Annotated in this window: 13 protein-coding genes; 8 read left to right on the forward strand and 5 right to left on the reverse strand. The window is 65.2% G+C overall.

Annotated elements, in window-relative coordinates; genetic code table 11:
- Window positions 1-43 precede the first annotated feature (43 nt).
- Window positions 44-1,033 carry a tripartite tricarboxylate transporter substrate binding protein gene (locus BXA00_RS17535; RefSeq protein ID WP_076519771.1) on the reverse strand — a complete coding sequence of 330 codons (990 nt, stop codon included), beginning with the start codon at window positions 1,031-1,033 and terminating at the stop codon, window positions 44-46.
- A 235-nt stretch (window positions 1,034-1,268) separates the two neighbouring features.
- Here BXA00_RS17535 and gcvA point away from each other — a divergent pair, with 235 nt between their 5' ends.
- The 3 genes from gcvA to BXA00_RS17550 all read left to right on the forward strand — a co-directional run bounded on the left by gcvA (window position 1,269) and on the right by BXA00_RS17550 (window position 4,236).
- Window positions 1,269-2,195: a transcriptional regulator GcvA gene (gcvA, locus tag BXA00_RS17540; protein WP_076519772.1), complete on the forward strand. Its 927-nt coding sequence runs from the start codon at window positions 1,269-1,271 to the stop codon at window positions 2,193-2,195.
- A gap of 7 nt (window positions 2,196-2,202) precedes the next feature.
- Complete coding sequence (mnmA, locus tag BXA00_RS17545; protein ID WP_076519773.1) at window positions 2,203-3,321, forward strand: tRNA 2-thiouridine(34) synthase MnmA; 1,119 nt, start codon at window positions 2,203-2,205, stop codon at window positions 3,319-3,321.
- A gap of 96 nt (window positions 3,322-3,417) precedes the next feature.
- Window positions 3,418-4,236, forward strand: a complete 819-nt coding sequence (locus BXA00_RS17550) for a sulfite exporter TauE/SafE family protein (RefSeq protein ID WP_076519774.1) — start codon at window positions 3,418-3,420, stop codon at window positions 4,234-4,236.
- A gap of 77 nt (window positions 4,237-4,313) precedes the next feature.
- Here BXA00_RS17550 and BXA00_RS17555 read toward each other — a convergent pair whose 3' ends face one another.
- The gene (locus tag BXA00_RS17555; protein ID WP_076519775.1) at window positions 4,314-4,925 is read right to left on the reverse strand and encodes a glutathione S-transferase; all 612 of its coding nucleotides are present in this window, start codon (window positions 4,923-4,925) and stop codon (window positions 4,314-4,316) included.
- Between the two features lie 162 nt (window positions 4,926-5,087).
- On the opposite strand from BXA00_RS17555, the gene purB reads away from it, so the two are divergent.
- Window positions 5,088-6,464 (forward strand): adenylosuccinate lyase, encoded by a 1,377-nt coding sequence (purB, locus tag BXA00_RS17560; protein WP_076519776.1) that lies wholly within the window; start codon window positions 5,088-5,090, stop codon window positions 6,462-6,464.
- Between the two features lie 58 nt (window positions 6,465-6,522).
- The gene (locus BXA00_RS17565) at window positions 6,523-6,981 is read left to right on the forward strand and encodes a cytochrome c (RefSeq protein WP_076519777.1); all 459 of its coding nucleotides are present in this window, start codon (window positions 6,523-6,525) and stop codon (window positions 6,979-6,981) included.
- Between the two features lie 169 nt (window positions 6,982-7,150).
- On the opposite strand, the gene BXA00_RS17570 is transcribed toward BXA00_RS17565, so the two are convergent.
- From BXA00_RS17570 to BXA00_RS17580, 3 genes are all read right to left on the reverse strand, one after another.
- Window positions 7,151-7,843, reverse strand: a complete 693-nt coding sequence (locus BXA00_RS17570) for a cytochrome b/b6 domain-containing protein (RefSeq protein ID WP_076519778.1) — start codon at window positions 7,841-7,843, stop codon at window positions 7,151-7,153.
- Window positions 7,844-7,931: 88 nt separating this feature from the next.
- Window positions 7,932-8,213 (reverse strand): hypothetical protein, encoded by a 282-nt coding sequence (locus tag BXA00_RS17575; RefSeq protein ID WP_076519779.1) that lies wholly within the window; start codon window positions 8,211-8,213, stop codon window positions 7,932-7,934.
- A 763-nt stretch (window positions 8,214-8,976) separates the two neighbouring features.
- Window positions 8,977-9,336, reverse strand: a complete 360-nt coding sequence (locus BXA00_RS17580; RefSeq protein ID WP_076519780.1) for a hypothetical protein — start codon at window positions 9,334-9,336, stop codon at window positions 8,977-8,979.
- Window positions 9,337-9,575: 239 nt separating this feature from the next.
- On the opposite strand from BXA00_RS17580, the gene BXA00_RS17585 reads away from it, so the two are divergent.
- From BXA00_RS17585 to BXA00_RS17595, 3 genes are all read left to right on the forward strand, one after another.
- Window positions 9,576-10,289 (forward strand): DUF3053 family protein, encoded by a 714-nt coding sequence (locus BXA00_RS17585; protein WP_076521985.1) that lies wholly within the window; start codon window positions 9,576-9,578, stop codon window positions 10,287-10,289.
- Between the two features lie 91 nt (window positions 10,290-10,380).
- A complete protein-coding gene (locus BXA00_RS17590) occupies window positions 10,381-11,535 on the forward strand; it encodes an AI-2E family transporter (RefSeq protein WP_231952100.1) in 1,155 nt (384 codons plus the stop codon).
- Window positions 11,536-11,643: 108 nt separating this feature from the next.
- Window positions 11,644-11,865 (forward strand): hypothetical protein, encoded by a 222-nt coding sequence (locus BXA00_RS17595; RefSeq protein WP_076519781.1) that lies wholly within the window; start codon window positions 11,644-11,646, stop codon window positions 11,863-11,865.
- Window positions 11,866-11,941: the final 76 nt, after the last annotated feature.

Here is an 11,941-nt window from a genome sequence, read left to right on the forward strand (position 1 = left end):
GGAGGTCCCCGCGCGCCATGGACGCGCGGGGACCGAAGACCGGTTAGTCGATCTTCACGTTGGCTTCTTTGGCGATGCGCTTGTTCTTGGCGATTTCAGCCGAGATCTGCGCGCCGAATTCGGCCGAGGTGTTGGCGGCCGGCGAGGCGCCCAGGGCAGCCAGGCGCGACTTGACGTCTTCTTCGGCGCTGACCTTCTGGACGGCGGCGTTCAGCTTGGCCAGCACGGGGGCGGGCAGCTTGGCCGGAGCGACCAGGCCGAACCAGGACGCGTCGTTGACGGCCGGCAGGCCGGCTTCGGCAAACGTGGGCACGTCGGGCAGGGCGGCCACGCGCTTGGGCGAGGCGACGGCCATGGCGATCAGGCGGCCGGACTGGACGTGCGGCAGCGTGGAGGGCAGGTTGTCATACATGACGTCGACCTGGCCAGCCAGCGCGTCGTTCAGCGCCGGGCCCACGCCGCGGTACGGCACGTGCATCAGGTCGGTGCCCGACGCCATCTTGAACAGTTCGCCCATCATGTGCGACACGGAACCGTTGCCAGCCGACGCGTACGTCAGCTTGCCCGGCTGGCTCTTGGCCAGCGTGATGAATTCGGCGATGTTCTTGGCCTGGACCTTCGGGTTGATGGTCATGATGTTCGGCACGGCCGCCAGGTTCGAGATGGGCGTGAAGTCCTTCTCGCCATCGAACGGCAGGTTCGGATAGATGGCCGGATTGATGCCGTGCGTGCTGACGGTGGCGATACCCAGGGTATAGCCGTCCGGTGCGCTGCTGGCAACGAACGCGCTGCCGATCGAGCCGCCGGCGCCGCCGCGGTTTTCCACGACGACGGTCTGGCCCAGTTCCTTGCCGAGCTTGTCGGCGAACAGGCGGCCGACGATGTCGGTGGTGCCGCCCGGCGGGAAGGGGACGATCAGGCGGATGGGCTTGCTGGGATACGCGTCTTCAGCGTGCGCGATACCCGAGGTCAGCGGCGTGGCCAGCGTCGCGGCGGCGACACACAGGCCCAGTACTACATTACGGCGTTGCATGGATTCCCCTACTAATGAATGGAAAGCGGTTGCGCAAAGGCAGTCGCAAACGCAACGATTCTTTCCTGGCGGCCGGGTTTGCGCAAACGAAAGTTTCTCCGTAAGCTATGACTTTTTTTCATACCTCTTTTTCGGCCAGCCTCGATTGACGTTACTTTTATGTAACGTTTGCGTCTCCCGCAGGCCGTCGTCAGGCCCGCAGGGCAGGGAGCCCCACCTTCAGTGGGGACTACAGATGAGGCGTTTCTGTCCCTCTTTAACCGATCTTCAAGCCTTCGAGGTGGCCGCCCGGCATAGCAGTTTCACCCGCGCTGCCCAGGAGCTTTGCGTGACGCAGGGCGCCGTGAGTAAACAGGTGAAACATTTGGAGGAGTTCGTCGGGGTAGAACTATTCCTGCGGATCAGGCAAGGCCTGGTCCTCACCGAAGCCGGCCGCAGTTATCTCACGAAGATCCAGGCAGGGCTCGGCCAGATCGAGGCGGCCACGGTCGAACTGATCGCGCACCAGGGGCGAGGGGGCACGCTGAATCTCACGTGCATGCCGACCTTCGGGGCGCGCTGGCTGATTCCGCGGCTGACCGCGTTCATGCGCCTGCGCCCCGATATCCATGTCGAATTCCTGCCGCATCGGCAGGGCTACGATTTTTCCACACCGGAGCTGGATGCCGCGGTGCGGTTTGGCGAGGGCCTCTGGCCCGGCAGCGGCGCGGACTACATCGTCGGTCGCGAGATCCTGCCTGTCTGCAGCCCGCGCCTGATCCCGGGCGGGTGCAAGTCGCCCGAAGACCTGCTGGCGTATCCGCTGTTGCACCATACCTCGGCCCTGGAGGGCTGGCGCGACTGGTTCGAACAGGCCGGTTGCGATACGCGGCGCAGCCTGGAGGGCGCGCGCTTTGACCAATACGCGCTGCTGTCGCAGGCCGCGGCGGCGGGGTTCGGCGTGGCGTTGATTCCGCGCTGCCTCATCGAAGACGAGCTGCGGGACGGCAAGCTGGCCATTGCCATACAGTTGCCGATCCGGGCGCGCATGGGCTATTACCTGTGCTACCCCGAGCAAAAGGCCAACCTCCCCACCCTGCAGGCCTTCCGCGCCTGGCTGATGGAAGTGTCGCGGGCCGCCGAGCCGCAGCCGAGGGAAGACACCGTGTCCGATCTAAAATAGCCGCATCATGAGTCAAACATCCACCAAGAAAGGCCGCGTTGTCGTCGGCATGTCCGGCGGGGTCGATTCTTCGGTCACCGCCTGGCTGCTCAAGCAACAGGGCTACGAGGTCGTCGGCCTGTTCATGAAGAACTGGGAAGACGACGACGATTCCGAATACTGCTCCACCCGCCAGGATCTCCTGGACGCCGCCAGCGTGGCCGACCTGGTCGGCGTGGAGTTTGAGTTCGTCAACTTCGCCGCCGAATACAAGGACCGCGTGTTCGCGGAATTCCTGCGCGAGTACTCCGCGGGCCGCACGCCCAACCCGGACGTCCTGTGCAACGCCGAGATCAAATTCAAGGCCTTCCTGGACCATGCCATGGCGCTGGGCGCGGAGCATATCGCGACGGGGCACTACGCCCGCGTGCGCGAAGTGCCCGCCGAGGGCGGCGGCACGCAGTTCCAGCTGCTCAAGGCGCTGGACGGCTCCAAGGACCAAAGCTATTTCCTGCACCGCCTGAACCAGGCGCAGCTTTCGCGCACGCTGTTTCCCCTGGGCGAGATTCACAAGACCGAGGTGCGGCGCATCGCGCACGAGATCGGCCTGCACAATGCCGCCAAGAAGGATTCCACGGGCATCTGCTTCATTGGCGAACGCCCGTTCCGGGAATTCCTGAACCGTTACCTGCCCACCGAGCCCGGTCCCATCCTGACTCCCGAAGGGCAGCAGGTGGGGCGCCACGAAGGACTCTCCTTCTACACGCTGGGGCAGCGCAAGGGCCTGGGCGTTGGCGGCGTCAAGGGACGCCAGCGGGAAGACGGCACGGCCGAGGCCTGGTACGTGGCGCGCAAGGACCTGGCGCGCAACGTGCTGTACGTGGTGCAGGGGCACGATCATCCGTGGCTGCTGTCCGGCAGCCTCACGGCGCAGGACGCGAGCTGGGTGGCGGGCCATCCGCCGGCCCCGGGCGCCTACGGCGCCAAGACGCGCTACCGGCAGGCCGACGCGGCGTGCCGCCTGGGCAATGCCGCGGACGGCGCGTTTTCGCTGGAATTCACCGAGCCGCAGTGGGCGGTGACGCCCGGCCAGTCGGCCGTGCTATACGATGGCGAGGTTTGCCTGGGCGGCGGCATCATTCTCTAGGATGCGCAGCCGCTCGTAACCAAGGCCCCCCGGGCGCGATGCCCGAGGGGCCTTGTTCATGACAATGTTCATCACAATAAAAGAGAGGAGATGGCTGTGGATGTGACGATGGTGATATGCCTGCTGGCGTTGGGCGGCGTGGTCGGGTTTGCCGCGGGCCTGCTGGGCATCGGCGGCGGGATGCTGCTGGTTCCGTTCTTGACGATGCTGTTCACCTGGCAGGGCATGCCGGCCGACCTGGTGGTGCATGCGGCGATCGCCACGTCCATGACGTCGATCCTGTTCACCTCCATCTCCAGCGTCCGCGCCCACCAGCAGCGGGGCACCATCAAGTGGGGCATCGTGGCGGCCATGGCGCCGGGCATCATCGTCGGCGGCCTGCTGTCGGGCGGCGCGGTGTTCGCGGCGCTTAGCACGCTGTGGCTGTCGCTGTTCTTTGCCCTCTTTGTGGGGTATTCCGGCTGGAGCATGCTGCGCAACAAGAAGCCCAAGCCCACGCGCCAGATGCCGGGCGTCGTCGGCACCAGCGCGGCTGGGGCGGGCATCGGCTTCCTGTCGGGCCTGGTCGGGGCCGGCGGCGGCTTCCTGTCGGTGCCGTTCATGGTCTGGTGCAACGTGGCCCTGCACAACGCGGTGTCGACCTCGGCGGCGCTGGGCTTTCCCATCGCGCTGGCCAACAGCGTGGGCTATATCGTCTCGGGCCTCAATGAAGCCGAGACCTATCCCGGCATGCTCGGATTCATCTACTGGCCAGCGCTGCTGGCGCTGGTTTGCACCAGTGTCCTGACTGCGCCGCTGGGCGCGTGCATGGCCCATCGCCTGCCCGTGCAGACGCTCAAGCGCGTGTTTGCCGCGCTGCTGTTCGCGCTGGCCGCGTACATGCTGTTCAAGGCCTGGCAGACCTGGGCAGCGTGATCGGGATAAGGAAAACCGGCCGCGGAGAGCGGCCGGCGCAGCGCACGCCCGGTCAGGCCGGGCGCTTCTGGGGGGCGTCAGGCCGTCTTGGGCACCGTGTCGATGAACGACTGACGCTGGGACAGCTTGTCGTACAGGCGGGCCAGATTGGGTTGGCCGGTGCGCCAGTCCAGGGTGGCAAAGCGCAGGTCCAGGTAGCCCAGGGCACAGCCGACTGCGATGTCCGCCAGGCTGTAGTTGATGCCCATGCAATGGGCGTTTTCGCCCAGGCTCTTGTTCATGGCGTCCAGGCTGGCGTGGATCTTGCCGTACTGGCGTTCGATCCATTCAGGGCTGCGCTGGGCCTCGGGGCGCTGGTTTTCCTTGACGATGGTCACGCACGCGTCCAGGACGCCGTCTGCGATGGCTTCCCAGCACTTGACGGCCGCGCGGTCGCGTCCCGGCTGGGGAATCAGCCGGGCGACGGGAGACAGGGTGTCCAGGTACTCGACGATGACGCGCGAGTCGAACAGGGCGCCGCCATCTTCCATGACCAGGCAGGGCACCTTGCCCAGCGGGTTGTACGTTTGGATCTGCGTGTCGGCGGACCAGACGTTTTCGAGTTCAAGCCGGTAGTCCAGCTTTTTCTCGGCCATGACGATGCGCACTTTGCGCACGTAGGGACTGGTAAGCGAGCCGATCAGTTTCATGGAGTCACAAGCGGAGTCGGAAAGCGGCCGAAGTATAGCAGGCCGCATGACGGTCGGAATTGTCCGCAGGCCGGAATCTTCGTCAGTTTGCCACAATGTGGGGCTGGCTCGGATGATAAAATCGTCGGGTTTTCCCATCCGTAGCTTTTTCTCTCCCAGACCATGCAAATCGCCGATCAGCTGAGCCAACTCAATGCCCTTTCGCCACTGGATGGCCGCTACGCTTCACGGGGCGACGCGCTGCGCGGTCTGCTGTCCGAGGCCGGCTTCATGGCGCACCGCGTGGAAGTCGAGGTCGCCTGGCTCGTCGCCCTGTCCGACGCCGGCCTGCCCGAGCTGCCCGCCTTCTCCGAAGGCGCCCGCGCCCGCCTGGCCCAACTGGTCGCCAATTTCTCCGAAGCGGACGCCGGCCGCATCAAGGACATCGAGCGCGTCACCAACCATGACGTGAAGGCCGTCGAATACTGGCTGAAGGAAAAGGTCGCCGATGACGCCGAACTGGCCCGCGCGGCCGAGTTCATCCATTTCGCCTGCACTTCCGAGGACATCAACAACACGTCGCACGCGCTGATGCTGTCGCGCGCCCGCGACCAGGTCGTGGTGCCGCGCCTGCGCGAAGTGGCCGCCAAGCTGAATGAACTGGCTGTGGCCAACGCCGACCAGCCGCTGCTGTCGCGCACGCACGGCCAGCCGGCCAGCCCCACCACGCTGGGCAAGGAATTCGCCAACGTGGCCGCGCGCCTGAACCGCGCCATCGCCGCCGTCGAGGCTGTCGAGCCGCTCGCCAAGCTCAATGGCGCAACGGGCAACTACAACGCCCACCTGTCCGCCTATCCCGAGATCGACTGGCCCGAATTCAGCAAGCGCGTGCTGGCTGGCCTGGGCCTCACCCAGAACCGCCACACCATCCAGATCGAACCGCACGACTGGATGTCGGCCCTGTTCGACGCGATCACCCGCGCCAACATCATCATCCTGGACCTGGACCGCGACATCTGGGGCTATGTGGCGCTGGGCTACTTCAAGCAGCGCCTGAAGGAAGGCGAGGTCGGCTCGTCGACCATGCCCCACAAGGTCAACCCGATCGACTTCGAAAACTCCGAAGGCAACCTGGGCCTGGCCAACGCCGTGCTGCGCCACCTGGCCGACAAGCTGCCCATCTCCCGTTGGCAGCGCGACCTGACCGATTCCACCGTCCTGCGCAACCTGGGCGTCGGCCTGGGCTACTGCCTGGTGGCGTGGGATGCCTGCATGCGCGGCCTGGGCAAGCTGGAAGTCAACGCGGCCGCCATCGACGCCGACATCGACGCCTGCTGGGAAGTGCTGGCCGAGCCGGTGCAGACCGTCATGCGCCGCTATGGCCTGCCGCAGCCGTACGAACAGCTCAAGGCCTTGACGCGCGGCAAGGGCATCACCGAAGAGGCTCTGCGAGAATTCATCCAGGGCCTGGCGCTGCCTGAAGAGCCGAAGGCCCGCCTGCTGGCGATGACCCCGCGCTCCTACATCGGCCTGGCAGCCGAGCTGGCCCGGGCGGTATAGTCGCCATGCCGCGCGCGCCATGCGCGCGGCGTTCACGTTGTACCTACGGGAGAAAGCAATGAAGAAGTTGTCCACGCTTGCTGCGCTGGCCTGTATGACGGTGGGTCCGCTGCTCGCGACGTCCGCCTCCGCGCAGTTCGCCAAGCCCGAAGACGCGGTCAAGTACCGCCAGTCGGCGCTCTCGCTCATCGCCTCGCATTTCGGCCGCATGGCGCCGGTGGTCAAGGGCCAGGCGCCCTACGACGCCGCGCAGATCAAGGCGAACGTCGAGGTGCTGAAGACGCTCTCGGCATTGCCCTGGACGGCTTTCGGTCCGGGCACGGAAGGCGGCGACGCCCGTCCGGAGATCTGGAGCGATGCCGCGGGTTTCAAGCAGAAGCAGCAGGCGTTTCAGGACAACATCGTGAAGCTGTCGGCCGTGGCCGATGCCGGTGATCTGGACAAGCTGCGCGCCGCATTCGGCGACGTGGGCGCAAGCTGCAAGGCCTGCCACGACGCGTATCGCAAAAAGAAGTAAGCAAGGCTGAGGCTGCGCGCCAGCCGCGTGCCTCGCGCCTTCCAAAGAACAAGCCCCGCACTGAAAGACCTCGAAGTCGGATTCACGTCCAGCTTTCGGGGTGGTTCAGACGGGGCTTTTCCTTGCGCGCTCGCGAGGCGCGTCTGTGAGAAAGGTCTGCGAGAAAGGTCTACGAGAAAGACATGTCCGACACGATCTCCAGAGACCGTATCCACAGCACCAGGCCGGTGACGCAAGCGCCCAGCACCAGGGCGCGCAGCCAGACAGCCAGCCCGTCTTGCGTGGGCGGCGTGCCCGCAGGAATGTCCTTGGCGTCGACGTTGCCGGTGATGATGGCTCGCACCAGCCGTTTGCGTCGCACGACGGCATACCAGGCCACGGCCAGCACATGCAGCGCGACAAGGCCGATGATGACCCACTCGTTGAGCTTGTGCCACGAGGTCATGGCGCTGGCGGTGGCTTCCGACACGTATCCGAACAGCGGGCCCTGCGTCATGATGTCGTCGGTGGTGAAAAGCCCGCTGACCGCCTGGAAGCCCACGACCAGCAACAGCGCCATCACGGACAGGGCTCCCAGCGGATTGTGGCCGGCCGGCGCCGCCGCGCCCTTGAGGTAGCGGGCGATCGACGCTGGGCCTCGCACGAAGTGCGCGAACCGGACGTAGCGCGGGCCGACAAAGCCCCACAGCAGGCGAAAGAGGATCAGGCCCAGCGCCGTACAGCCAAAGCGCACGTGCCAGTCCATGTACAGGCCGCCCAGCTTCACGCTGACGAACGCGCCGACGATACAGACGACGAGGGCCCAATGGAAGAGTCGAGTGGGAAGGTCCCAGATGCGGACCGCGAGACGATTGTTCTGCATGTCGATATCGCCAAGGCTGGAATTGCCGCGACTTTATCACGCACAAAAGCAAACCGCCGCGTATGAAACGCGGCGGTCTTGACCCGGCTCAGCGAGCGTTGCGGCGCACCGGTTCGATGCGATGAACGTGTTCGTGGCGGAAGCGGATGCGCTGGCCGGGCGCCTTTTGCGCGGCCGCCCCGCACGGCACCACTTCGGTCGTGTAGGTGGTCGTGCCGTTGATCGGCGCATTGAAAATGACGGTTGCGCGGATCTCGGGGCCGTTGGCCGGCTTCAGGTAGACGATGTCGCCGATATGGATGGGCATGTCGTCGAGCTGGGTGTGGGCCGGGCGCTGGATCAGGTCGGTGGTGGTGAAACGAGTATTCATGTTGTGTTCTCTTTAGGTTCTAGTTATTGGAAAAGCTGCGTATTGCCAAGTGGGGCGCAAGGCGGCGTTAAGGCCGGGCATTTGCACCTGTGCCGTGCCCGCCGGGTTGTATTGGACAGGCATTACATGACACTAACGCATTGTTGCCGCCATCTCTTTGCGCATTCTCATGTTTCTGCGCGTCGTTTCGATGGCGTGATGCGGCGGTGATGCCATCCTCCAGTCCTGGATGGCATCGGTTCGGGTCCGCGTGGCTTGGATGTACAAGACTTCCGCTTGCGCGTTTGTCTGCGCCCGTGCGGCCCGAGATCATGCAGAGCGGCTAGGCTCTTGCATTCGCGGTCATTGCCCGCGATATGTGTCGCTGCTTCCGATAGGGCAGCTTTGGGATGATTGCGGTGGCTTCAGGCCGATCCGGAACTGACGGGTCGGCTAAGGCGGTGCTGCGACCTGGCCCTGCGTTTGCGTTTTTCGCTTGTTATTCGCTATATACGTCGCAATGACGCAGGGACTTACAGGCGTTGGCTGGAACGGCGGGAGTGATCCCGCTTCGGTTCCGGTGTGCTCCCAGATGGGTAGGGTCTGGGAAGACGTTGGTGACCGTACGGTGTTGCCCGTACAGCGATATTCTTACGTTGGTCTTTGCAGCCGGTTTTTAAGCCGCAAGATTTAGCCGCAAGAGCCGACTGACAATAATATCCGAAGTTGCCCGATTTTGCAAGCGGTTTCTGTGCAAAGGGCATAAGCGGCGCGTGCCGGACGCTCAGTGCGCCGCGGGACGGGCCTGGCGCTGGGCCTCGATGATGAGCCCCTCAAGGCGCGGCGACATGCGCAGCGCCACCTGGGCGGCCGTCGAGCCGTCGGGTTGCGGGGCGGTTTCCAGGGCGAGTTCGATGCGCTCGTTGTCGAACGCTTCCGGCGCGGCCTCGATTTCCACATAGCGGTCGAGCAGGGCGTCGACGGCCTTCTGGGCGTCCGCCAGGGCTTCGTCCGACAGCTTGCCATTGCCCAGGTACTGATTGACCACGCGCGCCAGATCGTTCATGAAAAGGAGCAGGGCATTCGCGCCGCGGCAGTCCGGATGCGTGAAACCCCAGGCCTGGGAGGAAGCGTTCTGATTCATGTCGTCAGCCAAAATGCGATGTTGCGGGCGGCCGCCGGCCGCCGGATCCGTGATTTTAGAGGAAGCCGGCGCCGATCCGTCGCGCGGGCGCGAGGGCCCGCTTCCCTGTGTCAACTCGCTTCGATGGCAACAAAATCCGCCCCTCGGGATGCGGGGACGGCCCCTGCCGGATAATCTGCCGGAAATGCCCGCCGCGGCGGGCGCCGGAATCTGCAAAATCGGAGTGCGAAAGGATGCGCATGGTCTTGGTTCGCGCGTGCGTGACAGGCATGGCGGTGGTCTCGTTGATGTTGATGACGGCCTGCGTAAATAAAGAGCCGCAGGAGCGCGCCGCGTTCATACAGTTGCTGCAGGCCCGGATGAACAACGTGACGCTGGTGCCGATCGGCATCCTGAGCAAATCCGAAAAGGAAGCCATCGGCGATTACGACGACGCCTACGAGGTGATCACGGACTTCCAGGACGCGATGGCCAAGGCGGCCTCGCCGCTACGCGAGGTGCTGGCGGTCGAGACGATCCGGTCCGTGGGCGAGATCGTGGAGCGCAGGGCCAGCTTCGAGGCCGCCCGCAAGACCTTGGCCGACGCCGCCGCGCAGGTCCAGGAGGCGCGCGGCAAGGCTGACCGGGCGCGCACGGACCTGGCCCTGCCCGCCGACCTGGCGCCGGTGTACGACGGGGTCTACGACGAAGCCGTGAGTGCGCCGGCTGCCGAGTTGATGGATGCCGCAGCCAAAATGGATTCGGTTGCGCGTGACGCGCTGGGCATCGCCGACCTCGTGGCAGCCAACGCCGCGGACATCCTGCTCGTGGACGGGCAGGCGCGCGTCGCCAAGCCCACGCTGCAGCAGGAATTGAACCTGCGCCTGCAGGGATTGAACGCGCAGTCCGATGCGCTGGAGGCGGCCCGCGCGACCCTCCTGCAGGCGGCCGGCGCAGGCCCGGCGGCGCCATAGCCATGCGACAGACCCCTCGCGACCCGAGCGCCGCCCGGCCGCGCTTTGTACAATGCGGCTCTTGCGGCGATTGCCGTGCCTTGGACGGACTATGAGCCAATCTTCCGGCGTGCACTACAAAACCTTTCTGCTCCTGCTGGTGGTAGTCACCATCGCGTTCGGATGGTTGTTGTGGCCTTTCTATGGTGCCGTTTTCTGGGGCTCCATTCTCGCCATTCTCTTTGCTCCCTTGCAGCGCCGCCTGGTGATGCGCGTCGGGGGACGGCGCAATCTGGCTGCGCTCATCACCTTGCTGCTGGTGCTGCTGCTGGTGATTCTTCCGCTGGTCGTGATCAGCGGATCGCTGGTGACCGAAGGCGCCAATCTCTATCAAAGCATCAAGTCCGGCCAGATCAACTTCGGGGCCTACTTCCAGCAGGCCATGGAGGCGTTGCCGCCGTCGGTGCATGCCTTGCTGTCACGCTTCGACCTGGCCGACATTCCGAGCCTGCAGGAAAAGCTGAGCGCCGGCGCGATGCAGGCCAGCCAGTTTCTGGCGACCCAGGCATTGAGCATCGGACAGGACACGTTCCAGTTCGTGGTCAGCTTCGGCATCATGATGTACCTGCTGTTCTTCCTGTTGCGCGACGGGCCGCAGTTGTCCGCGCGGTTGCGGCGCGCCGTGCCCCTGAGCGACGGCCACAAGCAGCACCTGTTCCGCAAGTTCACGACCGTGGTGCGCGCCACCGTCAAGGGCAACGTCGCGGTGGCGGCGGCGCAGGGCGCGCTGGGCGGCATCATCTTTTCCATTCTCTCGATCCAGGGCGCGCTGCTGTGGGGCGTGATCATGGCCTTCCTGTCGCTGCTGCCGGCGATCGGCGCGGGCCTGATCTGGGCGCCGGTGGCGATCTATTTCCTGCTGACGGGCGCCGTGGTCAAGGGTGCCGTGCTGATCGGCTTTGGGGTGCTGGTCATCGGGATGGTCGACAATGTCCTGCGGCCCATCCTGGTGGGCAAGGACACGAAAATGCCTGACTACGTCGTGCTGATCTCCACGCTGGGCGGCATGGCCCTGTTCGGCCTGAACGGCTTTGTGATCGGCCCGCTGATCGCTGCGCTGTTCATGGCGAGCTGGGATTTGTTTTCGTCCGCGACAAACGACGCGGCGGTTGCCCCCGAGGCAAGCGCATCCGTGACGGATGGCGCTGCGGCCGGCGGCCCTGTTGCAGGCACGCCGGCGGCTGCCCGTCGGGCCCGTCCCGAATAGCCTCGCCGGGCTCCCCGGGAGCGCCTGGCCGGGTGTATGGTGTAGCAGCGCCGGCGGCTTTGCCGCCGGCCGTTCGTGTCAACCTCGCCAACCAGGAGCGCATGGAATATGGAATGGAAACTGCATCGGTCGGGCTGGATCGAAGAGCGCAATTTCGACATTGAATTCGCGGAAACACCCGAGGGCTACCACGTCCGTGCGCGGGTCTTCGGCTTTCCTGTGCTTGAAGACAACAAGCACGTGTTTCCCAACGAGGCGCTGGCTGAAAAAGGGGCGTTGACGCTCCTCAAGAGCCAGTTCGCGGGGACGCCGGACCTTGAAGACAGCTAGCGCGGAAAAAACGGGGAAATCATCAGGCACGGCGGCAGGTTCGGGACGCGCAGCCCCGGCGGCGCGCCGCGCCCCG

This window comes from Achromobacter sp. MFA1 R4, assembly GCF_900156745.1.
GTDB lineage: Bacteria > Pseudomonadota > Gammaproteobacteria > Burkholderiales > Burkholderiaceae_B > Achromobacter.

Excerpts from the sequence above, each read along its gene's own strand:
- BXA00_RS17535 (WP_076519771.1), bottom strand. The coding sequence starts at position 1,033 with ATGCAACGCCGTAATGTAGTACTGGGCCTGTGTGTCGCCGCCGCGACG.
- gcvA (WP_076519772.1), top strand. The coding sequence starts at position 1,269 with ATGAGGCGTTTCTGTCCCTCTTTAACCGATCTTCAAGCCTTCGAGGTG.
- mnmA (WP_076519773.1), top strand. The coding sequence starts at position 2,203 with ATGAGTCAAACATCCACCAAGAAAGGCCGCGTTGTCGTCGGCATGTCC.
- BXA00_RS17555 (WP_076519775.1), bottom strand. The coding sequence starts at position 4,925 with ATGAAACTGATCGGCTCGCTTACCAGTCCCTACGTGCGCAAAGTGCGC.
- purB (WP_076519776.1), top strand. The coding sequence starts at position 5,088 with ATGCAAATCGCCGATCAGCTGAGCCAACTCAATGCCCTTTCGCCACTG.
- BXA00_RS17565 (WP_076519777.1), top strand. The coding sequence starts at position 6,523 with ATGAAGAAGTTGTCCACGCTTGCTGCGCTGGCCTGTATGACGGTGGGT.
- BXA00_RS17570 (WP_076519778.1), bottom strand. The coding sequence starts at position 7,843 with ATGCAGAACAATCGTCTCGCGGTCCGCATCTGGGACCTTCCCACTCGA.
- BXA00_RS17575 (WP_076519779.1), bottom strand. The coding sequence starts at position 8,213 with ATGAATACTCGTTTCACCACCACCGACCTGATCCAGCGCCCGGCCCAC.
- BXA00_RS17580 (WP_076519780.1), bottom strand. The coding sequence starts at position 9,336 with ATGAATCAGAACGCTTCCTCCCAGGCCTGGGGTTTCACGCATCCGGAC.
- BXA00_RS17585 (WP_076521985.1), top strand. The coding sequence starts at position 9,576 with ATGGTCTTGGTTCGCGCGTGCGTGACAGGCATGGCGGTGGTCTCGTTG.
- BXA00_RS17590 (WP_231952100.1), top strand. The coding sequence starts at position 10,381 with ATGAGCCAATCTTCCGGCGTGCACTACAAAACCTTTCTGCTCCTGCTG.
- BXA00_RS17595 (WP_076519781.1), top strand. The coding sequence starts at position 11,644 with ATGGAATGGAAACTGCATCGGTCGGGCTGGATCGAAGAGCGCAATTTC.